21 protein-coding genes are annotated in these 24,277 nt (G+C 61.4%); 7 read left to right on the plus strand and 14 right to left on the minus strand.

The genetic code is table 11. From position 1 onward, the window contains the following. Nucleotides 1-19: 19 nt before the first annotated feature. Genes BMX27_RS12115 through BMX27_RS12125 form a run of 3 tightly spaced genes read left to right on the plus strand, consistent with a single transcriptional unit; the run spans nt 20 to nt 2,632 of the window. The gene (locus BMX27_RS12115; RefSeq protein ID WP_090160092.1) at nt 20-1,396 is read left to right on the plus strand and encodes an NAD-dependent succinate-semialdehyde dehydrogenase; all 1,377 of its coding nucleotides are present in this window, start codon (nt 20-22) and stop codon (nt 1,394-1,396) included. Next, entirely contained in the window at nt 1,393-2,007 is a 615-nt protein-coding gene (locus tag BMX27_RS12120) for a glutathione S-transferase family protein (protein ID WP_090160093.1), read from the plus strand. The genes BMX27_RS12115 and BMX27_RS12120 overlap by 4 nt, the downstream gene beginning before the upstream one ends. A 22-nt stretch (nt 2,008-2,029) precedes the next feature. Then, nucleotides 2,030-2,632: an SDR family oxidoreductase gene (locus tag BMX27_RS12125; RefSeq protein WP_218144659.1), complete on the plus strand. Its 603-nt coding sequence runs from the start codon at nt 2,030-2,032 to the stop codon at nt 2,630-2,632. 78 nt (nt 2,633-2,710) lie between these two features. On the opposite strand, the gene BMX27_RS12130 is transcribed toward BMX27_RS12125, so the two are convergent. Genes BMX27_RS12130 through BMX27_RS12150 form a run of 5 tightly spaced genes read right to left on the minus strand, consistent with a single transcriptional unit; the run spans nt 2,711 to nt 6,805 of the window. Further along, nucleotides 2,711-3,175 (minus strand): nuclear transport factor 2 family protein, encoded by a 465-nt coding sequence (locus BMX27_RS12130; RefSeq protein ID WP_090160094.1) that lies wholly within the window; start codon nt 3,173-3,175, stop codon nt 2,711-2,713. 7 nt (nt 3,176-3,182) lie between these two features. Then, complete coding sequence (gene cynS / locus BMX27_RS12135; protein ID WP_253279580.1) at nt 3,183-3,650, minus strand: cyanase; 468 nt, start codon at nt 3,648-3,650, stop codon at nt 3,183-3,185. 18 nt (nt 3,651-3,668) lie between these two features. Then, on the minus strand, nt 3,669-4,574 hold the full coding sequence (locus tag BMX27_RS12140) for an ABC transporter ATP-binding protein (protein ID WP_090160095.1): 906 nt from the start codon (nt 4,572-4,574) through the stop codon (nt 3,669-3,671). 11 nt (nt 4,575-4,585) lie between these two features. Further along, nucleotides 4,586-5,419: a nitrate ABC transporter permease gene (ntrB, locus tag BMX27_RS12145; RefSeq protein ID WP_090160096.1), complete on the minus strand. Its 834-nt coding sequence runs from the start codon at nt 5,417-5,419 to the stop codon at nt 4,586-4,588. A gap of 3 nt (nt 5,420-5,422) precedes the next feature. Next, nucleotides 5,423-6,805, minus strand: a complete 1,383-nt coding sequence (locus BMX27_RS12150; protein WP_090160097.1) for a CmpA/NrtA family ABC transporter substrate-binding protein — start codon at nt 6,803-6,805, stop codon at nt 5,423-5,425. 199 nt (nt 6,806-7,004) lie between these two features. Here BMX27_RS12150 and BMX27_RS12155 point away from each other — a divergent pair, with 199 nt between their 5' ends. Next, a complete protein-coding gene (locus BMX27_RS12155) occupies nt 7,005-8,861 on the plus strand; it encodes a sigma-54 interaction domain-containing protein (protein ID WP_090160098.1) in 1,857 nt (618 codons plus the stop codon). Nucleotides 8,862-9,013: 152 nt separating this feature from the next. Next, nucleotides 9,014-10,507: a fused MFS/spermidine synthase gene (locus BMX27_RS12160; RefSeq protein ID WP_143056819.1), complete on the plus strand. Its 1,494-nt coding sequence runs from the start codon at nt 9,014-9,016 to the stop codon at nt 10,505-10,507. A 96-nt stretch (nt 10,508-10,603) separates the two neighbouring features. Here BMX27_RS12160 and proB read toward each other — a convergent pair whose 3' ends face one another. Next, nucleotides 10,604-11,764, minus strand: a complete 1,161-nt coding sequence (proB, locus tag BMX27_RS12165) for a glutamate 5-kinase (RefSeq protein ID WP_090160099.1) — start codon at nt 11,762-11,764, stop codon at nt 10,604-10,606. 273 nt (nt 11,765-12,037) lie between these two features. Here proB and proC point away from each other — a divergent pair, with 273 nt between their 5' ends. Both proC and BMX27_RS12175 read left to right on the plus strand, forming a co-directional pair. Further along, nucleotides 12,038-12,817, plus strand: a complete 780-nt coding sequence (proC, locus tag BMX27_RS12170) for a pyrroline-5-carboxylate reductase (RefSeq protein WP_090160100.1) — start codon at nt 12,038-12,040, stop codon at nt 12,815-12,817. A gap of 36 nt (nt 12,818-12,853) precedes the next feature. Then, nucleotides 12,854-14,134: a glutamate-5-semialdehyde dehydrogenase gene (locus tag BMX27_RS12175; protein ID WP_090160101.1), complete on the plus strand. Its 1,281-nt coding sequence runs from the start codon at nt 12,854-12,856 to the stop codon at nt 14,132-14,134. 166 nt (nt 14,135-14,300) lie between these two features. Here BMX27_RS12175 and BMX27_RS12180 read toward each other — a convergent pair whose 3' ends face one another. Genes BMX27_RS12180 through BMX27_RS12215 form a run of 8 tightly spaced genes read right to left on the minus strand, consistent with a single transcriptional unit; the run spans nt 14,301 to nt 24,203 of the window. Beyond that, entirely contained in the window at nt 14,301-15,353 is a 1,053-nt protein-coding gene (locus BMX27_RS12180) for a sugar phosphate isomerase/epimerase family protein (RefSeq protein ID WP_090160102.1), read from the minus strand. Then, nucleotides 15,350-16,960: a glycoside hydrolase family 43 protein gene (locus BMX27_RS12185; RefSeq protein WP_090160103.1), complete on the minus strand. Its 1,611-nt coding sequence runs from the start codon at nt 16,958-16,960 to the stop codon at nt 15,350-15,352. The genes BMX27_RS12180 and BMX27_RS12185 overlap by 4 nt, the downstream gene beginning before the upstream one ends. Next, nucleotides 16,957-18,096, minus strand: a complete 1,140-nt coding sequence (locus tag BMX27_RS12190; RefSeq protein WP_090160104.1) for a Gfo/Idh/MocA family protein — start codon at nt 18,094-18,096, stop codon at nt 16,957-16,959. Before BMX27_RS12190 ends, BMX27_RS12185 begins: the two co-directional genes overlap by 4 nt. An 11-nt stretch (nt 18,097-18,107) precedes the next feature. Beyond that, nucleotides 18,108-18,851 (minus strand): sugar phosphate isomerase/epimerase family protein, encoded by a 744-nt coding sequence (locus BMX27_RS12195; RefSeq protein ID WP_090160105.1) that lies wholly within the window; start codon nt 18,849-18,851, stop codon nt 18,108-18,110. An 11-nt stretch (nt 18,852-18,862) separates the two neighbouring features. After that, on the minus strand, nt 18,863-21,244 hold the full coding sequence (locus BMX27_RS12200; RefSeq protein ID WP_090160106.1) for a glycoside hydrolase family 2 protein: 2,382 nt from the start codon (nt 21,242-21,244) through the stop codon (nt 18,863-18,865). Further along, nucleotides 21,244-22,332: an ABC transporter ATP-binding protein gene (locus BMX27_RS12205; RefSeq protein WP_090160107.1), complete on the minus strand. Its 1,089-nt coding sequence runs from the start codon at nt 22,330-22,332 to the stop codon at nt 21,244-21,246. The genes BMX27_RS12200 and BMX27_RS12205 overlap by 1 nt, the downstream gene beginning before the upstream one ends. Nucleotides 22,333-22,336: 4 nt before the next feature. Continuing rightward, a complete protein-coding gene (locus BMX27_RS12210) occupies nt 22,337-23,281 on the minus strand; it encodes a carbohydrate ABC transporter permease (RefSeq protein WP_090160108.1) in 945 nt (314 codons plus the stop codon). Beyond that, the gene (locus BMX27_RS12215; protein WP_090160109.1) at nt 23,274-24,203 is read right to left on the minus strand and encodes a carbohydrate ABC transporter permease; all 930 of its coding nucleotides are present in this window, start codon (nt 24,201-24,203) and stop codon (nt 23,274-23,276) included. The genes BMX27_RS12210 and BMX27_RS12215 overlap by 8 nt, the downstream gene beginning before the upstream one ends. Nucleotides 24,204-24,277: the final 74 nt, after the last annotated feature.

Below are 24,277 nucleotides of genomic sequence, written 5' to 3' on the forward strand. Positions count from 1 at the left end.
AACACCGCAAGGAGACATCATGTCCACGATCACCACCACCAACCCCGCAACCGGCGAGACGATCAAGACCTACCCGCTGATGTCCGAACAAGAGGCCACCGCCAAGATTGAGGCGGCCCATGCTGCGTTTCTGGATTGGCGCAGCCTCTCCCACGCAGAACGCGCACCCTATCTGACCGCCATCGCGCAGGAACTGCGCGACAACGCGGACGAGCTGGCCGCCCTGATGACCCGCGAAACCGGCAAACTGCTCAAGGACGGGCACCGCGAAGTAGAAATCTGCGCCGCGATCTTTGACTACACAGCCGAACATGGCCCGGATCTGTTGGCCGACGAGGAACGCACCCACGGCACCAACGGCGCGCGCGGCGTCGTTACCTATCAGCCCGTCGGCGTGATCTATTCGATCCAGCCCTGGAACTTCCCGCTGTACCAGCCCGTGCGCGTGCTGGCGGCCAACCTGATGACAGGCAATGCCTGCGTCCTGAAACATGCCGAAATCTGCACCGGGTCAGGTTTGCGCCTGCGCGAATTGTGCATCGCCGCCGGCCTGCCCGAGGATCTGTTTCAGGTCATCGTAATCGATCACGACACCAGCGATACGCTGATTGAGAACTCGCTTGTGCGCGGTGTCACGCTGACAGGCAGTGACGGTGCAGGTCGCCACGTCGGTGCCGTTGCGGCCAAGGCGCTGAAGAAAACGGTGCTGGAGCTGGGATCGAACGACGCCTACCTCGTGCTCGAGGATGCGGATATCGAGACGGCGGTCAAATACTCTGTCATGGGACGTCTGTATAACAACGGCGAAACCTGTGTCGCGGCCAAGCGGTTTGTCGTGACCGATGCGGTCTATGACGCATTCGTGCAGGCCTATGTCGCCCAGATGGAGGGGATCACGATGGGTGATCCGACCGATGACGACAGCCAACTGGGACCGCTGTCCAGTCAGGAACAGTTCGACACGGTCAAGACCCAGGTCGACGAGAGTGTCGCCAAAGGGGCCAAGGTCCTCTGCGGCGGCAACCCGCCCGACAGCAAGGGGGCCTATTATCCCGCGACGGTGCTGGCCGATGTATCGCCCGGCATGCCCGCCTATGACGACGAAATCTTTGGCCCGGTCGCCGCGATCATCCGTGCCAAGGATGACGCGGATGCGATGCGGATCGCCAACGACAGCCGTTACGGGCTGGGCGGCGGTATCTTTAGCCGCGACGAAGACCGCGCGCTGAAACTGGCACGCGACCATTTTGATACGGGCATGGTCCGGATCAATTCCTTCGGTGCCGCTGATCCCAACATGCCCTTTGGCGGGGTCAAGGATTCCGGCTACGGGCGCGAACATGGCGGATTCGGGATGAAAGAGTTCGTCAACGTCAAGGCGATCTTCTTGCCATGATCACGCTGCACGCCCTGCAATATTCGCGTGCGCTGCGCGTATTATGGTTGCTGGCCGATCTGGGCCAGCCGTGCAACCGGGTCGACTATGACCGGACGGCGGATTTTCATGCGCCAGACAGTCTGTCCAGGGTTCACCCCCTGGGCAAGTCACCGGTGATCGAGGACGGTGGCGAGGTCATCGCGGAATCTGCGACGATCCTGCGCTATCTCGCCGCCAAATTCGACGACACCACACACAGCCCGCCGCCCGGCAGCGCTGCCTATTGGCGCCAGGAGGCACTGCTCGACTATGTGGAATCCTCTTTTGCAGAGGTTGCAGCGGGCGGGATCATGCCTGCATTCCGTGGCGACCCCGTGCCGCAGGACGCCAGCGACGCCATCGACCGTCATCTTGCCTATCTCGCGCAGGCATTGGGTGACGGGCCATTGCTGTTCGGTGACCGTGCGATGCTGGCCGATATCCAGTTTTCCTACATCATCGCCATGCTGGACCGGGTCGGCCTGCTGAAAAACCATCCCCGGATCGCGGCCTATTGGGACGTATTGCAACAACAACCAGGCTACATCGCAGCCGTCGACGCGGCAGGGCCCATGGCCCCGCCCGCATAACCCAGACCTAAGGATCACATCCATGCCATTGAACATTCTCATCGCCGGCGCGACCGGCAAAACCGGCCTGATACTGACGCAAGACCTGTTGGATCAGGGCCACAACGTGACCGCGCTGGTGCGCGAAAGTTCCGACACTTCGTCCCTGCCGCAGGGCGCATCGTTGCGCCACGGCGACCTGACCGACCTGCAACCCGGTGTGTGCGACGGTGCGGATGTCGTCGTCTTTGCAGCCGGATCGGGTGGTGCCACGGGACCGGACATGACCGACAAGGTCGACCGCGACGGCGCAATGCGCCTGATTGATCTCGCCAAGGCGGCGAATGTCGACCGCTTTGTCATGCTCAGTTCCATCGGTGCGGACCAATCCGACCCGTCAGGCGATCTGGCGCATTACCTCAAGGCCAAGCACGACGCTGATGAACATCTCAAGGCATCGGGGCTGACATACGCCATTCTGCGGCCGGTCGCGCTGACCGATGACGGACGCAGCGATGACGTGATCCTGGGCGATGACGTCGATCCGCGCGCGCAGGCCAGCCGCGCCGATGTGGCGGCAGTCCTCGCGCAGGCCGCAACCACCGCGACCCACGACGGTCAGACCCTGAACATGCAATCCGCCTGACGGGGCCAGCCCCAGCCCCCGCCGCGTTGGTCGCGGTGGGGGTGCCGGGACACCCTGCCCCGGCCCATCGTGACCTGCCTATAGCCCCAGTTCGGACAGGCCGCCGTGATCCGGCGGTCTTGGTCCCTGAGGCCAATGAAATAGCCGATCCGCCTGCGTGATCGCCACTTCATTGATGGATGCGTGGCGGGCCGACATGTAGCCGCCCAAGTCAAACTCCCAGTTTTCATTGCCATGCGCCCGGAACCATTGCCCGTCCGCATCGTGATATTCGTAGCAAAAACGCACGGCGATCCTGTTGTCGCCGTGCGCCCAGATTTCCTTGATCAGCCGGTATTCTGTTTCGACCGACCATTTCCGCACCAGAAAGTCGCGCACCGCGTCACGGCCCTGCAGAAATTCGGACCGGTTGCGCCATGTCGTATCCGGCGTATAGGCCAGTGCCACTCTTTCCGGATCGCGGGTATTCCACGCGTCCTCGGCCATGCGCACCTTTTGGATCGCGTCAGCCCGGGAAAAGGGTGGCACCGGCATGCGGGTCATCGTCGCATTACCAGGCGTTATAGCCGAGGTATTTGCCCGACATCTCGACCTTGACCCGGTCCCCCTTCGGGTTTTCGACGCGCGTCACGGTCATGTCGAAATCGATTGCCGACATGATCCCGTCGCCGAATTTTTCCTGGATCAACGCCTTGAGCGTGGGGCCGTAGACGCCCACGATTTCATAGAAACGATAGATGCAGGGATCGGTCGGCACGGCCTGTTCCCAGATTTTCGTGGGGCTTTCGGCCAGAACGCTTTCTGCCTCTTGCGGCAGGCCCATGACGCTGACCATCAGCTTGGCCTTTTCCGGCGGAAAGGCGTTCATCCCCATCGCGGCCGAATGGGTCCAGACTGGTGACATGCCGATTTTTTCGGCGATCCCTTCCCAGGTCATGCCGGCCTGTTTCTTGGCCGACAGGATCATGGCTGTGACGTCTTCCTTGGTCATCATCTCGGTCATTTGGAGGTCTTTCATGCTTTTGCTCCTGTGGTGTTAGCTGTTGACCGCCTTGAGGGCGGGCCGCGTGTCGGCGGGATCGTCGTTGGTCTGGGTAGTGTCGATCCGGACGGTTTCGGGCGCGTTGGGCTGTCCGGGTGTGGCAGGCTGGCCCGCCAGTTCCTTGGACCGTTTGCCCAGAAACTGCACCAGATGGTTGCGGATCGCGTAATAGTTCGGATGTTCGACGATTTCGGTCCGACTGCGCGGGCGCGGGATCGTGATTTCGACGCTTTCCGCAACGCGGGCATGGGGTCCGTTCGTCATCAACAGAATACGGTCGGCCAACAGGATCGCCTCGTCGATATCATGGGTGATCATGAAAACGGTCTGCTCCATCTGGCCCCAGATCTTGAGCAGCTCGTCCTGGATCGTCCCGCGTGTCAGCGCATCCAGCGCGCCAAAAGGTTCGTCCAGCAACAACAGCTTGGGGTGATTGGCAAAGGCCCGTGCGATGGACACCCGTTGACGCATCCCGCCCGACAGCTGACTGGGTTTGCGGTGGATCACATCGCCTTCCAGACCGACCATCGCCAGAAACTTTGTCGCGTGTTCGTCGATCTGCGCCTTGGTCCATTCCGGATGGCGCGCCCTGACGCCAAAGGTGACGTTTTTCAGCGTCGTCAACCACGGCAGCAGCGAATAGTTCTGAAAGACGACACCCCGGTCCAGACTGGGTCCCTTGACCTCTTGGCCGTCCATGATGACGCTGCCGCTGGTCGGGTCTGCCAGTCCCGCCAGAATGTTCATGATCGTGGATTTGCCACAGCCCGAATGGCCGAGGATCACCACGAACTCGCCTTTTTCGACACCAAAGGTGGCGTTTTCGAAAACAGTCAGCTGCCCTCCCGATCCGTCGGGAAATCGTTGGGTCAGCTGTTCGATGCTCAGATACGGCTTCATTGGGATTTCCTTTATTCGGCGTAGGTGACACGGCGTTGCAGCAGGCCGAACATGGCATCCAGCAACATGCCCACGACACCGATCATGAGGATGGAAAACACGACCGAGGTCAGGTCGAGGTTGTTCCATTCGTTCCAGACGTAGTAGCCAATCCCGGTGCCACCCACGAGCATCTCGGCTGCGACGATGACCAGCCAGGCGATACCGATCGAGATCCGCATACCGGTGACGATGGTGGGTGCGGCCGCAGGCAGGATGACGCTGAACGCCGTCCTGATCGGACCCAGTTCATGCGTGCGGGCCACGTTGATCCAGTCTTCGCGCACCGCCGCCACGCCAAAGGCGGTGTTGATCAACATGGGCCAGATCGAGCAGATAAAGATCACAAAAATGGCCGATGCTTCGCTGTCACCGATGATGAACAGCGCAAGCGGCATCCATGCCAGTGGCGAAATCGGCCGCAACACCTGAATGAACGGATTGAATGCCTTGTAGGCGACCTGGCTCATCCCGATCAGGAATCCAAAGGGAATGGCGATGAGTGCGGCAAGGAAATATCCCGTCAGAACGCGGTAGATCGAGTAGCCGATCTGGATGCCGATCCCCTTGTCGTTGGGGCCTGCGTCATAGAACGGATCGCTCAGTTGTTCCCAGGCCTTGGCGATCACCTGGCTGGGCGGCGGCACACCGGCCTTGGGCGCGCCGCCTCCGGTCAGCAATTCGTATTCGGTCAGTTCGCCCGCCGCCTGCTGGGCCGGGATGGCGGCCTCCCAGATCAGGAGGCCGACGACAAGCATGATGACCGACAGCAGGGCAGCGCGTAGGTTGAGGGACAGTTGATACATCCCTTAGCCCTTCTTGATGGCGAAGCTGTCGACATAGGCCTCGGGTGTGGCCGGATCAAAGGTCTTGCCCATGATCATGTGCGATTTGTAGGTGACGTCAGGGGCGTCGTACCCGAGGTCTTCCATCACCTTCTTGCAATCGGCAGCGAGGTACACCTGCTCAGCAACGCCGCGGTAATCTACATCGCCTTCGATATAGCCCCAGCGTTTCATCTGGGTCAGGATCCAGACCCCCATCGAATGCCAGGGGAACGGGTCGAAATCGATGCGGTCCGGCACGCGCTGCACATTGCCCAGGCCGTCGGCGTAGGTTCCGGTCAGCACCTGCTCGATCACCGTGACCGGTTGATTGAGATAGTTGGTCGGCGCGATGGCGGCAGAGATTTCCTTGCGGTTTTCGGGGTTTGACGCGTATTGCGTCGCATCGATGATCGACTTGAGCAGGGCACCGTAGGTGTTGGGCAGTTCCGTTGCAAAGGACAGCGGTGCTGCAAAGGCGCAGCAGGGATGACCTTCCCAGATCTCCTTGGTCAGCAGGTGGATGAAACCGATGCCTTCGTAGACGGCCCGCTGATTGAACGGATCGGGCGACAGATAGCCGTCCAGATTGCCCGCACGCAGGTTGGCGACCATTTCGGGCGGCGGCACGACGCGGATCTGGATGTCCACATCCGGGTCCAGACCGAATTCCGCCACGTAGTAGCGCAGCAGGAAATTGTGCATGGAATATTCAAACGGCACGCCAAAGGTGAAACCTTTCCACTGGGTCGGATCACGCTTGTCCAGGTGTTCGTTCGACAACACGATCGCCTGTCCGTTGATGTTTTCCACCGCAGGCATGATGTAGGGTTCTGCAACAGATCCCGCGCCCAGCGTCATCGCCAGCGGCATCGGCGTCAGCATGTGCGATGCGTCGTATTCGCCGTTCAGTGACTTGTCCCGCGCCACGGCCCAGCCTGCGGTCTTGATGACCTGCGCATTCAAGCCATAGCGTTCATAAAATCCCAGTGGCTGCGCCATGATGATCGGGGTTGCGCAGGTGATCGGCACGAAACCGATGTTCAGATCGGTTTTTTCAGGCGGCCCGAGGTTGTCGAGGATCGCAGCCTTTGCTTCGTTCAGGGGAAAGACAGACGCCAGTGCCGCCGCCATTGTCGAGCCGCCCATCATCCCCATGAACGACCTGCGCCCGATGTCGCTTTGCCCGAAAACAGACCGGACGATCGCGCTTTCGACCGCGCGTTCCAGCATCCCCTCCGAGGTGGACAGGTCGATGCTGTCCGCGACCTCTGGTGCTGCGGCCTTGCAGGTGTGGCACCCGCATTCCGCAGCATGGCGAAGATCGGTTTTCGACGAAAATGGATTTCCCAGAGACTTGATAGACATTATGCGCTCCTGCTGGTGATTTCCCTCATGGTGACAGCGGAAACAGACCAGTTGAAGCGACGCACAAAATTTAGGATCACTGATTTTTACGTTTACTCGCAATATGTTAACGAAATTCATCTGCGGGAATACTTACGAGATTTCGTAAATTACGAAATTTCGTATTGCGTTTGATCGCGTTTGTCCCTCGCATGACCGGATGCAGACCACAGACAGCCTACACGATTCCCTGCTGGCCGGTGCCTTTGGCCCGACGCTTGTGATCGACCTCGCGCAGGACCGTATCCTAGCGGCAACCCCCGAAGCGGTCGCGCTGCTAGGTGACCCCGCGCTGGTGGGGACGCATTTTGCGCGTTTCATCGCGTCCGGTCTGGATACATTTGTCGTCTTTATCGCCGAGGTTCAGCACCGCCAGACGGCATGGACGCGCCGTGTGTCCTTGCAAAACGCGGGTGGTGATCCACTGCTGTGCGAGGTGACCGGGCGGGCCCTGCGCCACGACGGCAGGGACATGCTGTTGTTGCATGCACTGGATCTGGGCGCGCTTGACCGACACGCAGCCGAGGTCGCCGCAGGAAATTTCTACCAGGGCGGCCTGATGGAATGGCAGCGCGCCCAAAGTTTCTTTGCGGATCTGGAACGTGAAAATCAGTTGATCCTGAATGCCGCAGGCGAAGGCATCTATGGCGTCAATGCCGATGGCAAGACGACATTCGTGAACCGCGCGGCGCAGGAAATGCTGGGGTGGACCACCGATGACCTGCTGGGACACGATATCCATGCGAAAATCCACCATCACCACCTGAACGGTGACCGCTATCCCTCTCATGAATGTCCGATCTACCAGTCGTTCCGGTTCGAAGAGGTCAACCGGATCGAGGACGAGGTGTTCTGGCGCAAGGACGGCAAGCCGATCCGCGTCGAATATGTCTCGACCCCGATCTATGACGGCCCGCAGCTGGTCGGGGCGGTCGTGATATTTCGCGACATCACGGAACGCTGGGAAAACGAACGCAAACTGCGTGAAGCAATGGAACAGGTCGCGGCCCTGCGCGACCAGCTGGAAGAGGAAAACGCCTACCTGCAAGAGGCGATCAGCATCGAACGCGCACACCACGACATCATCGGGCGTTCGGATGCTATTCGGCGGATCATCACGCAAATCGAACTTGTGGCACCGACCGACACGACAGTGTTCATCCGTGGCGAAAGCGGCGTGGGCAAATCGCTGGTGGCCTCGGCCATTCACAAGGCCAGCCCGCGCAAACGGCGGCCCATGATCCATTTCAAGGCCGGGGCAATCACCCCCGAAAAAGTGGAAAGCGAATTGTTCGGCCAGATGCGCGGGGCATTTGAAGGCGCGCTCAAGGATCGCCCCGGCAAACTGGAACTGGCCCATGGCGGCACATTGTTCATCGAGGAAATCGCCGACATTCCCGTCGAACTGCAGGGGCATCTGCTGGATGCCTTGCAAAACCGGCAGGTTGTCCGTCTGGGCGATGATCGCACCCGCAGTCTGGACCTGCGCGTCATCGCATCGACCAACCGCGACGTGGACCGCGAGGTGCAGGCAGGCCGCCTGCGGCAGGACCTGCTTCTGCACCTTGGGGTTTTTCCCATCCTGTGCCCGCCGCTGCGGGATCGGCCAGAGGACATACCGATCCTGACGGCGCACCTGCTGCGGCTGGTCTGCAAAAGACTGGGCCGCAAGGTGCCGGTCGTCACCGAAGGCGCCATGCGCAAGCTCCAACACTATCACTGGCCCGGAAATGTCCGTGAACTGGCCAATGTGATCGAACGCGGTGCCATCGTGTCGCAGGCGGACAAGCTGCAAATCGAAATCCAGAGTCAGATCGCCCCCGGCGCCTTGCCGAAATCCACCCTGCTGACCGAGGCAGAAGTCGAACACCTGCGCCGGGCCAACATCATCGCCTGCATGAAAGAGGCCGGCGGCCGGGTGTCGGGCGCACAGGGTGCGGCGGCCTTGCTGGGGATCAAGCCAACGACACTGTATTCACGGCTGAAAAAACTGGGCCTGAAAGAGGATGACTGGTAGCGGTTGGCAAAATGTCGGGGCGGTCTGTCCGCCGGTCCGGAAATGCCCCCGCATGACGATGCCACGCCTGACCGACGACATACGGGACGAAATCGTGGCAGCAGATACGCAAGCCCGTGAATTCCGGGCAAAGCCTGCTATCTGAGCACTTGATGCGGGGCGATCGTGCCGGTCCCCACGCCAAGATCGCCAAGGAGACCGCCATCCGCTTTTCAGTCACCATCGCCCTCATCCTGGTCCTGTCCGCGCTGGGACTGACCTACGAGATCGCGGCAGGCCGCGTTCTGGCCCCATATTTCGGTACATCCCTGCTAACCTGGACAACCGTGATCGCGACGGTTCTGGGCGGGTTTTCGTTGGGCAGCGCCCTTGGCGGGATCGTGGCGGAACGGCCGCGCGACGTGGCGTTGCGCAATGTGCGCGGCGCACTGGTCGCGACCGCCGTACTGATGGCGGCATCGCCGACGCTGCTCTCGATGGTCTATTCCTGGGGCGCGCGCGGCACGGGGGGCATGTTTTTCAGCGTGCTGATCGTGTTCTTTCCGGCCTCGGTTCTGGTGACACTGCCGTCCCCGCTGCTTGCAAAGCTCGCGATGGAGGCGCGGCCGGGCCGCGAAGGATCGTCATTGGGTTTCGTGCTGGCTGCGGGGTCCGTCGGGGCCATTTTCGGCGCCATCCTCGCCGGTTTCGTGACCTTGCCCCTTATTGGCTCGACGGCGACCTTTGCAGCCTGCGGGGTGATCGCCCTGCTCTGCCTGCCGTGGGTGCGCGGCGGCGCTGCCGGTGACACCGGGGTCACACTCGCTGCTGCGGGTTTCGTGGGCTTTGCCGGTCTCGCTGGTTCCTCGGTCTGCCAGTACGAATCCGGCCTGTCCTGCCTGACCGTCGTCCAGCGCGGGGGCGAGGTTCAGCTGGTGTCCGATGGCACCATGCAAGCCGCAGAACAACGCGCGTCGGCCCAAGGGTCGGATGGCACCGTCGGCCTTGCGCTGGATTATGCCCAATGGATCTGGGATCGGATGGACCGCGATCTGGGACCCGATCCGTCCGTGCTGTTTGTCGGTGGCGGTGGCTATACGCTGCCGACCAAACTGCTTGCCACGCGACCGCAATCGCATGCGACGGCCGTCGAGATTGATCCATTGGTCACCGATGTCGTGCGCCGGCACATGCCACGCGCCTCCGAAATGATCGCGCAGACCGGATATGACGCGTCACAAGGCGGTGCCGACGGTCGGCTGGGCATCGTTCATGCAGACGGACGCATCTATCTGAACGAAACGGATCAGCGTTTCGATGCCGTCGTGATGGATGCGTTTTCGTCCGGTTCGGTCCCCGCGCATCTGGTCACGCGCGAGGCGTTTGCCCGCCTGCGCACAATCGTCGACGGCCCGGTTTACGTCAATTTGCTGGACCGGCCCGATGGCCCGCTCGCGCGCGGCGTCTACGCGATCCTCAAAGAACTCTACCCTCAGGTCGAAGCCGTGCAGGGCGAGGTTTATGACTCGGGCCGCGCCAACATCCTGTTCGCAGCATCGCTGCGACCGATGGCACCGCTGGACAGCCTGCCGGACGGCTATGGCGCGACACGCATTTCTGACGCACGCGCCTTTACCGATGATCGCGGCTGGGTCGGGCACCGGTGATACGCAACTGTAGGTAACGGTCTCAAAATACGCCCGCGCCCACATCATTGGGGGCAGCCCGGACTGCCGGGTCTGCCCCCCATAACGGCACCAGCCCTAGGCTGGAACGACAATCTTGGGGTCTTCTGCCGGTGCGTCCAGCGGCAGGTGATTTTCGGCAAGAACCAACAGGTTCTCGATCCCGATCACGTCACTTTGCGTCTTGTAGCCAATCAGATCCTCGACGGCCATGTCGCTGTGTCGGGCCATGAGCATCGTCTCTTCCGAGGAAAAGTTGGTCAGCCCGCGCGCGACCTCTGCCCCGCGTTCGTCATAGACGTGCAGCACATCGCCCTTGGTGAAATCACCCTGAATGGACAGGATGTCATGGCGCGATACCCCGCAATCGCCCGCAGCCACGGCTGCCGCGACATTATCCGGCACCACCAGCGTTCCCGACACCTGCAACCGGTTGCTGAGCCAGACCATCAGCGGCGATGCCGCCTTGCCGGTGACGCGGCAGCGGGTGAAACGCCTCTCGTTCGCCAGAACAGAGGAAATCGGGCGTTCGATGATCCCCTCGGCGATGATCGTCTCAACCCCTGCGTTCTGAGCCATGTTCGCGGCCTGCATCTTGGTCAGCATACCACCACTGCCCAGCGCGCTGATCGCGGTCGTTGACTCCAGATGTTCGCTGACATCGTCGATTTCGGCGATGAACTGCGCGCCGGGTTCCGCCGGATTACGGTCATACAGGCCGTCCACGCTGGTCAGGATCACCAGCAGATCGGCGTCGACCATCTGGGCCACCTTGGCCGACAACCGGTCGTTGTCGCCCACGCGCAGGTCGCGGGTAGCCACGGAATCGTTTTCATTGATGATCGGCAGGATGTCGTTTTCGAACAAGCGCAGCATCGTGTTCTTGATGTTCAGGAACCGGCGGCGTTCTTCCATGTCGCCGACGGAAACAAGCATCTGCGCGACGTCCATGTTATGTTCTGACGCGATCTGCCGGTAGGCGTTCATCAGCAGCGGCTGGCCACATGCAGCGGCCGCCTGCTTGTCCAGAATACCCGCATCCTCGGGCCGTTTGCCAACCATATTGAGGCCCAGCGCCACCGAACCCGACGATGTCAGAATGACGTCATGGCCCTCTTTCTTGAGCCGCGCCAGATCGCTGAGCAGGCCGTTGATAAACGCGTAGCGCAGCGTCAGATTTTCGTCATTGGCCAGCAGGCTTGATCCGATCTTGACGACGATTTTCTTGTTCTTCGGCATGGGTGCCTCCGGTAATTTCCTGTTTTGACTGGCAAAATAGCGATCGGTTTGCGTCGCGTGACGCAGCCCTGTAGCACTGCCAACTCAATGATTCGCCGACGTGTAACACAGACTGGCCCCCCTAGCGCAAACAGGTTGCCGGGCGGGCCGGCAGGTTGGCAGGCCAGCGCCACAAGCGCGGCAAGCGTCGATTTACCGGCGCAGCAAGGGCCGCGATGCTGCATTGCAGCGCCAGCGGACCTCGGCCTGGAGGCAAGCTTGAAGGAGACGAAGATGAACATACTTTTGATCGGCTGCGGCAAGATGGGCGGCGCCATGCTGCGCCAATGGGTGCGCCACGGTGAACATAGCTTTACGGTCGCCGATCCGGCTGCAGACGACCTGCCGTCCGGCGTGCGCCATGTGTCAAAAGCGACAGATCTGCCGTCACAAGCCTTTGATGTCGTCATGATCGCGATCAAGCCGCAGGCCATCGCTGACGTCCTGCCGGATTACGCGCATGCGCTGAAGGAGGATGGTACTTTCGTGTCCATCGCGGCGGGCACCAGCGTCGCATCGCTGGAAAACGTCGTGGGCGACGCGGCCATCGTGCGCGTCATGCCGAATATGGCGGCACTGGTCGGGATGGGCGTGTCGGGGCTGTATGCCAACGCCCGGTGCACAGCCGACCAGACCCGCCAGATCGTGGCGCTGATTGACCAGACCGGGACCTGTATTCCCGTCGACAGCGAAGACAGGATCGACCGGCTGACCGCCGTCAGCGGCAGCGGGCCGGGCTATGTGTTCGAATTGTTGCGCAGCTATGTCGCCGCCGCCGAAGAGCTTGGCTTTGACCACGATACCGCGCGCACGCTGGTCTTTGACACACTCTCGGGCACGGTCGAGGCCGCGCGTCAGTCGGACCAGACGCTCGAGGCACTGCGCAATTCTGTCACTAGCAAGAACGGCACCACGCAAGCCGGCCTGTCCGCACTCATGCGCGAAGGCCAACTGGACGCCCTTTTCCAGGACACCCTGCAATCAGCCTACGCACGCGCCGTTGAACTGAAGTAAATTGAAGCGGTCAGATGACCGCAGAAAGGATGCAAGATGAACACCATGCACCCCGATCCGAAAACCACCGACATCACCGCCGTCATCGATGACCTTGGCCGCCGGGCCAAGGCAGCTGCCCGTGACCTGTCGATGGCCAGCACACAAGACCGCAACCGCGCCCTGACCGAGGCAGCCGCAGCCCTGCGCGCCGCAACGGACGATATTCTGGCCGCGAATGTCAAGGACCTCGACAGCATCAAGGGCAGCGACAAGGACGCGGCATTCGTCGACCGGCTGACCCTGACCGACGACCGCGTCGCGGCAATGGCCGACGCGCTGGACGCAATTGCAGCGCAGGACGATCCCCTTGGCCGGACGCTGGCCACCTTTGACCGCCCGAATGGGCTGAAAATCGACCGCGTCAGCGTACCCATCGGCGTCATCGCGATGATCTATGAATCGCGCCCCAACGTCGGGTCCGACGCCGGTGCGCTTTGCATCAAGTCAGGTAATGCCGTCATTCTGCGCGGCGGATCCGAAAGCCTGCATTCCTCGCGCGTGATCGTTGATTGTCTGGCACGCGGACTAGCGGCGGCAGGTCTGCCGCAGGACGCCGTGCAGCTGGTCGACACACGCGACCGCGCCGCGGTCAAGGCGCTGCTGCACAGCATCGACACAGTCGATCTTGCGATTCCGCGTGGCGGCAGGGGCCTCGTGTCGCTGGTCCAGCGCGAGGCGCGGGTGCCGACCCTGCTGCATCTGGACGGCAACAACCACACCTATGTCCATGCAAGTGCCGACCTCGAAAAGGCAATTGGCCTTGTCCGGAACGCCAAGATGCGCCGCACCGGCATTTGCGGTGCCACGGAATGCGTGGTCGTCGATGCAGCGATCGCGGAGACCTTTTTGCCCAAGCTGGCCGCCGCGATGCAGGACTGTGAACTGCGCGGCGATGATGCCGCACGGCGCATCCTGCCTGACATCACCCCCGCAAGTGATGACGACTGGCACACCGAATACCTCAGCAACATCATGTCCGTCAGGGTTGTCGATGACGCGGCAGTGGGGATCGCTTTTGTACAGGGACATTCATCTGGGCATACGGATGCCATCGTGGCCGAGGACAAGGCGACAGCGCGACGTTTCATGGCGGCAGTCGATTCCGCCGTGGTGATGCACAATGCCTCGACCCAGTTTTCCGATGGCGGTGAATTCGGCATGGGTGCAGAAATCGGGATCGCAACGGGCAAGATGCACGCCCGCGGCCCCGTTGGCGCAGAACAGCTGACCAGCTTCAAATACTTTGTCTATGGCGACGGTCAGCAGAGGGACTAGGATCCTCTGCCGCTGGTAGCGGTGGCTGCCTTTGGTTGCCACCGCCGGTGATGCGCGCCTGTCGCGTCTTGCGTCGGGCGATGCCGCAGGAACACCGGTCGCAGATCGATCCGGACTTGCGACCGGTGACAACGCAGGCTTGGTCGGGGCGAGGACAGGACCGGTGTTATAAGCCCAGCATCTTTCGGTTCATCGCATCGTCCGTGCCGCCAACGGCAAAATCGTCAAAGGCATGCGGCGTGACCCGAATGATATGATCGCGCACGAATTGCGCCCCTTCGCGTGCACCATCCTCTGGATGTTTCAGCGCACATTCCCATTCTACCACGGCCCAGCCGTCGAAATCATTGGCCGCCATCTTGGAAAACACGGCCCCGAAATCGACCTGACCGTCGCCCAGTGACCGGAACCGACCAGCGCGGTCCACCCACGACTGATAACCGCCATAGACACCCTGCCGCCCGGTCGGATTGAATTCTGCGTCCTTGACGTGAAACATGCCGATCACGTCGCGATAGATGTCGATGTTGTCCAGATAATCGAGGCACTGGAGAACATAATGCGATGGATCGTAAAGCATCTTGGCCCGTGTGTGGTTGTTCACCCGTTCCAGAAACATCTCGAACGTCACGCCGTCATGCAGATCCTCGCCCGGATGGATTTCATAGCACAGATCGACGCCGCAGCTGTCGGCATGATCCAGAATGGGCCGCCATCGCGCGGCGAGTTCATCGAACGCCGCTTCGACCAGCCCAGCCGGGCGCTGTGGCCACGGATAGACATAGGGCCAGGCCAGCGCGCCGGAAAAGGTCGCCTGCGCCGTCAGACCCAGTTTGGCAGAGGCATCCAAAGCCTTTTTTACCTGATCCACCGCCCAGGCCTGCCGTGCCTTGGGGTCGCCATGAACGGACGGTGCTGCAAAACCGTCAAACGCCAGATCGTAGGCGGGGTGAACGGCGACCAATTGCCCCTGAAGGTGGGTGGACAGTTCCGTGACCGTGATACCGTTGTCGGCGGCCTGACCTTTCCATTCGTCGCAGTAGGTCTGGCTTGTCGCGGCCTTGTCCAGATCAATCAGGCGGGTGTCCCAACTGGGGACCTGCACACCGTCATAGCCGACCTCCTTGGCCCACTTGGTGATGCTGTCCCAGCTGTTGAAGGGGGCTTCGTCACCCGCGAATTGCGCCAGAAACAGCGCCGGTCCCTTGATCGTTTTCAACGGTCTTCTCCCTTGGTGCGGTCAAATTCTTGGGGCGTGTAGGCGAACCGGGTGTACCGCGCCTCGGCCCCCATGCCGGTGATGTCATAGGCCATCATGCCGACGAAGGCCCCGGTGAACGACGCATGTTCCCCTTGCGCGCCCTCATCCGAGATATGCGAGGCATCGCGCGGTGGGCCCAGCGGCTGCGCACCGTTGCCGGTATCAAAGTAAAACTGCTGATGCGCGCCTGTGACCTGTACCGACAGCGTAACCGGGCCGTCTGGGATCGGGATGGGGGTGATCGGATGGTCTAGCGCGCCCGTAGGCCAGTCGCCGTTGCAAGAAATCAGGGTCAGACACCGCTGGCCGTCCTCATAGGTGATGAACGCACCGTGGAATTTGTGCCGGTTGTAGTAGGTGATCAGGCCCGCGCCCTGCTGATAGGACTGCGGCGCGAAATCAAGTGTGGTTTCGACGGTGTAGGCCGGGTCCTCTTGCCTGCGCGCGACGAGGGATTGTTCAAACCAGCTTCCGATACTTTCGCGGCCCGTCAGGACCAGTGCACCGTCGTCGACGCGGAACAGGCGGTCCGGTTCTGGCGTGCGCAGCCATTGGAATTCGGAGGGCAGGTTATCGAAGCGGTCGTGGATGACCGCGTCCCGAGGTTTTTGCGTGACGTCAATGTCGACGGTTTCCGGCGGCAGCAGACCACCGTGTTCCAGATACAGCCAGTCGTCGCGCCAGACGCAGCGGGCAATGCCCGTTTCGCGGCCCGTGGCGCAGAACGGCTTGCCATCGTGCATGACGGGGCGGCCCATCAGATAGGTGTGCCACCCCGTGCCGTCGGGTGCCTCGACATACTGGCCGTGGCCTGCCCGCTGGATCGGATGATCCGGCACGCCCTTGGTCGAGATCACGTGTTTGTCCGGGTGATCCTCATACGGGCCGTCGATCTGGCGGGACCGGGACAGGGTGACAGCATGGTCATATCCCGTGCCGCCCTCTGCCGTGGTCAGGTAATACCAGCCGTTGCGTTTGAACAGATGCGGGGCCTCTGTCAGGCCGCGGTCAGTGCCGTGGTAGATATTCGTCACGGGGCCGAACAGCCCGCGTGCAGGCGACCATTCCTGCAGCAGGATACCATCGAAACGGTCGTTTGCCGGGTTCACGCCGGACCCCGCCTGCCGGTGGTTCCACTGCATGTTCACGAACCATTTGCGGCCGTCGTCATCGTGGAACAGCGATGGATCGAACCCGCTGGAATTCACATACCACGGGTCGGACCAGTCGCCGTCGATAGTCCCACAAGTGGTGATGTAATTGTGGGCGTCCTTCCAGTCGCCCTCCAGCCGTTTGACATCGGTGTAGACCAGCCAGAACCGCTTGTCCGCGTAGGACAGACAAGGGGCCCAGATGCCGCAACTATCGGGATTGCCGCGCATGTCCAGCAGGGCCGCGCGGTTCAGCGGGCGCGACACCAGCGTCCAGTTCACCAGATCGCGGCTGTGGTGGATCTGCACGCCGGGATACCATTCGAATGTCGAGGTCGCGATGTAGTAGTCATCGCCGACGCGGCAGATCGAAGGGTCAGCGTTAAAGCCGGGCAGGATCGGGTTGCGGATCATGGCGCGTCCGCCAGCAATGCGCGGGCATCATCGGGGGACAGGGCCGCAGGACGCTCACAGGTGGTGGTCATGTCGATGAATTTGCCGGTTTCACCGGATTTCAGGATGCTGGTCATCACGTCGGTCACATGCACTGCCAGATCGAGTGCGCAGCGATGCGGGCGATCCGCCTCAATCGCCGCTGCCATATCAGCCAGACCCGCCGTGCGGTAATTGGCGCGGGGATTTTTGCCGTCCAGTTCCCAGTTCACGCGGCCAAAGGGATGATCCCAGACCGGCACTTCGGTGATCGTGCCGGCGGCATCGGATTGTTCCAGCGCGCCACCAAAGTGGTTGGGGTCCGGCACGAACAGCGTGCCATCGCTGCCATACAGTTCCATGTTCGCGTGGCGGTGCGCCTTGACGTCCCAGCTGACGTTCAGTGTGATCGCGGCCCCGTTTTCAAATTCCAGCAACGCGTGAATCGTCGTAGGCGTCTGCACCGGGATGGTTTCCCCGGCACGTGGCTGCGACGTGATCGTCCGTTCAGTCTGGGCTGCGGTCGCTAGCGCACCGACCCTTTTCACCGGGCCGATCAGCTGCACAAGGTTCGTGATGTAGTACGGCCCCATGTCCAGCACCGGACCGCCGCCGGGTTTGAAGAAGAAATCAGGGTTAGGATGCCACATCTCCATCCCCGGCCCCATAAAATGGGCGGTGCCTGATGTGACGCGCCCGATGCCGCCGTCATCGATGATCTGCCGCGCCTGTTGGTGCGCGCCGCCCAGGAATGTATCGGGTGCGGACCCGATGCGCAGGCCCTTTGCCGCCGCCAGATCGGTCAGCGACTTGCCCTGTTTCAGCGTCAGCACTAGCGGTTTTTCGGTATAGGCATGTTTGCCCGCGTCCAGAATGCGTTTGGTGACGTCGTAATGCGCATCAGGGATCGTCAGGTTGACGATGATGTCGATGTCGTCTGACGCCAGCAGGTCGGTCACGGTCCGCGCCTTGACCCCGAATTCAGCGGCCCGCGCAAGGGCCACCTCCTCGTTCATGTCTGACACCGCGACAAAGCGGATGTCCTTGAAGGTCGGCGCAAGGCCCAGGTAGGCGGCAGAGATGTTGCCGCAGCCGATCAGACCGATGTTCATGGTCATGGGATGTGTCCTTACAATGAATTCATGTAGGTCAGCGCGCGTTCGGCGAACCGTTGGTCAGAGGATGGCTTGTCGTGTTCCATGATGAACAGATCGCAGCCAGCGGCCTTGAGTCCGGCGAAATGCGCAGGCCAGTCCAGCGTTCCGTGACCGGCATCGGCCCAGCCGTCCTCGTCCGCGTTGTCGCCGTCGGGCGCGCGATCCTTGACGTGGGCAGAGATCAGTCGGTCGCCATATTGATCGATGACACTGCCCGGATCGGTGCCTGCAACGGCGGCCCAGGCGACATCGAATTCGAAACCGACAGCAGGGTCGGCCAGGATCAGATCAATGGGGCGTTCACCCGTGGGCAGCGCCTTGAATTCGAAATCGTGGTTGTGCCAGCCGAATTCAAACCCGTCGTCCTGCAACGGTTTGCCCGCTGCGGCCAAGCGCTTGCCGAAATCGGTCCAGCCTGCCGCATCGGTGGGGCGGTCGTCGGGCATCAGGAACGGCACGACGATCTTGTTGATGCCCAGACCGCGGGCGATGCGTGTGACCTCTTCGCGGTTGTTCTCGACCAGATCGAACGCAAAGTGGCCCGACGGCATGGTCAACCCGGTGTCGGCCATCGCCTTGCGCGTCGCGTCGAGGTCCTCATACACGGGGCCATAGCCTTCGATGTGGGCGTAGCCCAGATCGGCCAGCATTTTCAGCGTATCGGCCAACGGACCAAAATTGCGGGAACTGTAGAGTTGGTAGGAAAATCCGGTCATGTCGGGGCCTTTCATGGATGATAGGTCGCGCTGTGCAGGTCGCGCAGCGTGAATGTTGGGGTGATGTCAGTATCGGCCGGGGTGAACCGCAGGGTTGCGGTGTGGCCGGGGCCAAGGTGAATTGCGTTACAGTCGAACCGACCGGGGGTGTCGGCCTCTGCCGTGACGAAAAACGCCATCGCCTGCGCCGTGATCGACAGGACCCAATTGTCACCGTCGCGTTCGGTCTGGCAGTTCAATGCGGCGGGCAGCAGATCATAGGCCTTGTAGGGTTTCGGGGCAAAGACATCGCCACCCTTGCTGCCGTCGCTGGCCGTCCAGCCGAACGACAGCATCTCTTGCGGTTTCAGATCAGCGGCTTTGACGCGCAGCAATTCTGTTGCATGGTCATCGACCTGACCGGCCCCCTGCCCCAGTGCGCGCGCTGTCCCGTCCATCGCGCAGGCATAGGCCGTGATCGACAGGTCCAATGGACTGCCGGTATCGTTGATCCCGCGCAGCACGAGGTCGTCACTGTCCGGCATCACGACAACGGTAACGGGGGCGTAGAAATCGCGGCTCAGATGGTGAAGGACCTTCCATCCGCCGCCATAATCAAGCGAGGCCCATGAACACACCGGCCACGTATCATTGAGCTGCCAGATCAGCGTGCCCATGCAATGCGGTTTCAGCCCGCGCCAGTGCGTCACGGCGGTCTTGATCGCCAGCGCCTGCTGCACCTGAGAGACATAAACGAAATTCTCGAAATCCACGGGAAAGCGGAAATAGCGGAACATGGTTTCCGCGATGCGGGCGTTGCCGCCATCGTTTTTTTGATGCGCCTCCATCACCGGGGCGGCGATGTTGAAATCGGCCGGATCGGCGAATTGGCGGATCACATCCATCGAGGGATAGCTTTGGAACCCGAATTCGGAGCAAAACCGGGGCGACACGTCGCGATAGTGGTCGAAATCGCGGCCTTCGTGCCAGACCGACCAGAAATGCATGTCGCCGCTGCTGTCATCGTGCCACGCATCGCCAAATGACAGCGGTCCGGTCGAGGGGCTGGACGGCCACCAGTTCGCATGGGGATCAGTGTCGCGCAGCGCGTCCTCGATACAGCGGTTCAGCCGGTCGTAGTTCACTAGGTAACGGTCGCGGTCATTGATGCTGACGTCATACCACGTCAGCGCGCCGACCAGTTCATTGTCGCCGCACCACAGCGCCAGGCAGGCGTGATGATGCATCCGCGCGACGTTGTCATGCACCTCGGCCCGGACTTCGGTCAGATAGGCGGGATCGGACGGGTAAAGGTTGCAGGCGAACATGAAATCCTGCCAGACAAGCAGGCCCATCTCGTCGCAGGCATCGTAGAAACTGTCAGGCTCGTACCGGCCGCCGCCCCAGATGCGGATCATGTTCATGTTCGCATCGACGGCGGATTGCAGCAGGTCGCGCGTCTTGGCGTCGGTGATCCGCCCCGGCAGCGCATCGGCGGGGATCCAGTTTGCCCCCTTGCAGAAAACGTCGCGCCCGTTGACCCGGATCTTGAACCCCAGCCCGGCGGCGTCGGGCGCGGCGACCAGTTCCATCCGGCGCAAGCCGATGCGCCGGTGTGCCGTGGCCGTTCCCACCGTCACGACCAGATCATAAAGCGGCTGGCCACCCTGCCCGGCGGGCCACCAAAGCTGCGGGTCGTCGATCCGAACCGTTACCTCGGCAAAGCCGTCGTCGGCCTGTGCGGTTACGGTTTGCCCGTCCAGTTCAACCGTGACCGAGCCCGCGTGATTGCTGGTGTGGACGCCGACCGTGACAGTCACGCCGTCGCTATGATCCTGCGCGATGGCCAGACGGTCGATGCGCGGTGCCGCGCCGGGTTCCAGACGCAGCGCGCCATAGACGCCAGAGGTCGCCAGCGCGATGTTCCAATCCCAGCCGAAATCGCAGGCCGGTTTGCGCAGAAAGTTTCCGTAGGGGATCGGGCAGTTCTTGGACCACGGCACGGGAAACGGATGCGCGTCGGACAGCGCTTTGCCCGCCGCGACTGGCGAATGGAAGGTGATCGCGATCTCGTTGGTCCCGACCCGGGCCACATGACCCAGCGCAGCGCGGTAGGTGCGAAATGCATTCGCGGCCTCCAGCACCACCGTTCCATTCACGCGTATCGTCGCAACGGTGTCGAGTTCCGATATCACCAGATCGACATCGGTATCGTCCAGCTCGAACGATCTGTGGGCCGTCCAATCCTGTTCGCAGATCCAGCGCAGATCGTTTTCGTTCTGACCTGCATAGGGATCAGGGATCGCGCCCGCAGTGTGCAGCGCCGTCACGATGTCACCCGGCAGGGTCATCGGGACGGCATGCCTGCCATCCACGGATTGCAGGGTCCAGCTGCCAGACAGGTCGCGTGGCATTACAGACGCGCCTCTGTTTCCTTGTCAAAGAGTGATGCAGCACCGGGATCGATCCCGATCATCAACCTGTCACCGGGTTTGACCTGTGCCTGGCCGTCCATGCGCACCCGCATCGTCTGCCCGCCAAAGGCGCAGTGCACCAGCGTGTCGGACCCCATCGGTTCCACTAGATCGGCCGTGACCTCTGCCGTATAGGGCGCGGAACGCAGGTTATCGCCCGTCATGACGTGTTCCGGACGGATGCCGATGATTGCAGGCCGCCCGGTCGCGGGCCGCTGGGAAAATTCATAGGTGCCAAGCGGTAAATCGTGATCGGGAATGCGGATCACGTCACCCTCGACCGTGCCGTCAAAGAATGTCATCGACGGCGATCCGATGAAATCGGCCACATACAGGTTCTGCGGTTTGCCATAGATTTCGGCGGGCGTTCCCAGCTGCATGATCTTGCCGCCTTTCATGATCGCGATGCGATCAGCCAGCGTCATCGCCTCGACCTGATCGTGCGTGACGTAGATCATCGTGTTTTTCAGGTTGTTGTGCAGACGTTTCAGTTCGACGCGCAGATCGGCGCGCAGTTTCGCATCCAGATTGGACAGCGGTTCGTCGAACAGGAAAACCTCGACATCGCGCACCAGCGCCCGCCCGATGGCAACCCGCTGGCGCTGACCGCCGGACAGCGCCCCCGGCTTGCGTTTCAACAGTGGTTCGATTTGCAGAATTTCGGCCGCACGGGCGACGCGTTTGGCGATCTCGGCCTTGGGCACCTTGGCATTGCGCAGGCCGAACGTCAGGTTCCCCTCGACCGTCATCTGCGGATAAAGGGCGTAGCTTTGAAACACCATGCCGATCCCGCGTTCGCTGGGTTCGGCCCAGGTCACGTTGCGGCCCTTGATCCAGACCTGTCCGTCGGTCGGCTCCAGCAGCCCCGCAATGACATTCAGCAGCGTGGATTTCCCACAGCCGGACGATCCCAGCAGCACCAGAAATTCACCATCACCGATATCGAGGTTCAGGTTTTGCAGGACCTTGACCGCGCCAAACGACAGGTCGAGGTTCTTGATCGAGACAGACGGATTGAGAAGGGTCACCAGATTATCCTTTGACAGCACCCGCAGCGATGCCGCGCACGAAAAGTTTGCCGGACGCGAAATAGATCACGAGCGGGACGAGACCGGTCAGCAAGGTCGCTGCCATGTTGACGTTGTATTCCTTGACCCCTTGAACGGAGTTGACGATGTTGTTCAGCTGCACCGTCATCGGGTAGCGCTCTGGGGACGAGGTGAACGTCACCCCGAACAGGAAATCGTTCCAGATACCCGTCACCTGAATGATCAGTGCGACCACAAAGATCGGCAGCGACATCGGCAACATGATCCGAAAGAAGATCGCCCAGAACCCGGCCCCGTCGACGCGGGCTGCCTTGAACAATTCCTCTGGGATGGACGCGAAATAATTGCGGAACAGCAAGGTGTTGATCGGCATGCCGAACGCCACGTGCACCAGAACCAGACCCGTCAGCGACCCATAAAGACCCGCCTCGCGCAGCATGATGACGATGGGGTACAGCATCACCTGATACGGGATGAACGCGCCGATCATCAGCAGCGTGAAAAACACCTCGGACCCGCGGAATTTCCACATCGACAGCGCGTAGCCGTTCACTGACGCGATGGCGACCGACAGGATCACGGACGGGATCAGAATCTGAAACGAATTCCAGAACCCGCGCGACAGGCCGTCACAGTTGATGCCGGTGCAGGCTTCTTGCCAGGCCTTGACCCAAGGCTGAAACGTCACTTCGAGCGGTGGGGCAAAGATATTGCCGACACGGATTTCGGGCATCCCCTTCAGAGATGTGACGATCATCACATAAAGCGGCAGCGCATAATAAAGGGCGACCACGAACAGCGTGCCGTAGATGATGATGTTGCTGCGGCTGAACCGCCGGACAGGTTTGGGGCCGCGCGGGCCATCCAGCAGTGCGGCGACTGGTTGCTCCGCCGCCTTGGTCGTTGCAAGGATACCGACATCAGCCATGCTTTTTGCCCCCGAATTCCAGATAGGCCCACGGGATCAGAATGATCACGACCATCACCAACATCATGGTCGAAGCGGCAAAGCCCTGACCCAAATTCTGACCGCCGAACATGGCGGTCATCACATATTTCGCCGGAACCTCTGAACTGATGCCCGGACCGCCAGATGTCTGCGCGACCACCAGATCATAGAGTTTCACGATCCCCGCACCGATCAGAACCAAAGAGGTGACGAACACCGGCCGCATCATCGGGATGATCACGCGGATGTAGGTTTTCACGGTGCCGATGCCGTCGACGCGGGCGGCCTTCCAGATGTCCTCGTCAATGCCGCGCAACCCGGCCAGCATGATGCACATGATCAGTCCGGTCCCCTGCCACAGACCTGCGATCAGCAGACCGAACATCACGATGTCGGGGTTGTTCAGGGGGTCGAAACTGAAACCCGTCCATCCCATCTCCCGCACGACGTTCTGCAGGCCCAGTTCAGGGTTCAGGATCCATTGCCACACCAGCCCCGTGACGATGAATGACAGCGCAAAAGGATAGAGGAAAATGGACCGGAACACCGCCTCGCCCCGGATCTTGCGATCCAGCAGCGCCGCGAGCGTAAAGCCGATGACAAGCGTCCCGATCAGGCTGAAAAACCCGTAAATCGCAAGGTTTTCGATCGACACGATCCATTTGCGGCTGGACCACAGGCGTTCGTATTGATCGAGGCCAGCCCACGACAGGCGCGGCAGCAGTCCGGATTTCGTGAACGAATAGACAACCGTCCATATCGTTCCGCCCAAAAAGACGACGACGGCGGTGAAAATCAGCGGCAGCATCGCAATCTTTGACGGCAGATTGCGGAAAAGGCGCGACGGACGGCGCGCTGCAGCGCGATCCCCGGCATCGGGGCGGGTGTCGGAAATGGTCATGATGTGCCCTCAGGGGTCGTTGGCATCGCGAATTGGCCACATGGCCGCAAATGCGAACGGACGGCGCAAGGGCC

Origin of the sequence: Loktanella sp. DSM 29012, from assembly GCF_900110705.1 — a bacterium.
Taxonomy (GTDB): Bacteria; Pseudomonadota; Alphaproteobacteria; order Rhodobacterales; family Rhodobacteraceae; genus Loktanella; species Loktanella gaetbuli.

What these genes read in the sequence shown, in the direction of transcription:
- BMX27_RS12125 (WP_218144659.1), top strand. Translation starts at nt 2,030, where the DNA reads ATGCCATTGAACATTCTCATCGCCGGCGCGACCGGCAAAACCGGCCTG.
- ntrB (WP_090160096.1), bottom strand. Translation starts at nt 5,419, where the DNA reads ATGTATCAACTGTCCCTCAACCTACGCGCTGCCCTGCTGTCGGTCATC.
- proC (WP_090160100.1), top strand. Translation starts at nt 12,038, where the DNA reads ATGAACATACTTTTGATCGGCTGCGGCAAGATGGGCGGCGCCATGCTG.
- BMX27_RS12120 (WP_090160093.1), top strand. Translation starts at nt 1,393, where the DNA reads ATGATCACGCTGCACGCCCTGCAATATTCGCGTGCGCTGCGCGTATTA.
- BMX27_RS12210 (WP_090160108.1), bottom strand. Translation starts at nt 23,281, where the DNA reads ATGGCTGATGTCGGTATCCTTGCAACGACCAAGGCGGCGGAGCAACCA.
- BMX27_RS12200 (WP_090160106.1), bottom strand. Translation starts at nt 21,244, where the DNA reads ATGCCACGCGACCTGTCTGGCAGCTGGACCCTGCAATCCGTGGATGGC.
- BMX27_RS12140 (WP_090160095.1), bottom strand. Translation starts at nt 4,574, where the DNA reads ATGAAGCCGTATCTGAGCATCGAACAGCTGACCCAACGATTTCCCGAC.
- BMX27_RS12175 (WP_090160101.1), top strand. Translation starts at nt 12,854, where the DNA reads ATGAACACCATGCACCCCGATCCGAAAACCACCGACATCACCGCCGTC.
- BMX27_RS12185 (WP_090160103.1), bottom strand. Translation starts at nt 16,960, where the DNA reads ATGATCCGCAACCCGATCCTGCCCGGCTTTAACGCTGACCCTTCGATC.
- BMX27_RS12190 (WP_090160104.1), bottom strand. Translation starts at nt 18,096, where the DNA reads ATGACCATGAACATCGGTCTGATCGGCTGCGGCAACATCTCTGCCGCC.
- BMX27_RS12150 (WP_090160097.1), bottom strand. Translation starts at nt 6,805, where the DNA reads ATGTCTATCAAGTCTCTGGGAAATCCATTTTCGTCGAAAACCGATCTT.
- BMX27_RS12130 (WP_090160094.1), bottom strand. Translation starts at nt 3,175, where the DNA reads ATGACCCGCATGCCGGTGCCACCCTTTTCCCGGGCTGACGCGATCCAA.
- BMX27_RS12115 (WP_090160092.1), top strand. Translation starts at nt 20, where the DNA reads ATGTCCACGATCACCACCACCAACCCCGCAACCGGCGAGACGATCAAG.
- BMX27_RS12160 (WP_143056819.1), top strand. Translation starts at nt 9,014, where the DNA reads ATGCGGGGCGATCGTGCCGGTCCCCACGCCAAGATCGCCAAGGAGACC.
- BMX27_RS12155 (WP_090160098.1), top strand. Translation starts at nt 7,005, where the DNA reads ATGCAGACCACAGACAGCCTACACGATTCCCTGCTGGCCGGTGCCTTT.
- proB (WP_090160099.1), bottom strand. Translation starts at nt 11,764, where the DNA reads ATGCCGAAGAACAAGAAAATCGTCGTCAAGATCGGATCAAGCCTGCTG.
- BMX27_RS12215 (WP_090160109.1), bottom strand. Translation starts at nt 24,203, where the DNA reads ATGACCATTTCCGACACCCGCCCCGATGCCGGGGATCGCGCTGCAGCG.
- cynS (WP_253279580.1), bottom strand. Translation starts at nt 3,650, where the DNA reads ATGAAAGACCTCCAAATGACCGAGATGATGACCAAGGAAGACGTCACA.
- BMX27_RS12195 (WP_090160105.1), bottom strand. Translation starts at nt 18,851, where the DNA reads ATGACCGGATTTTCCTACCAACTCTACAGTTCCCGCAATTTTGGTCCG.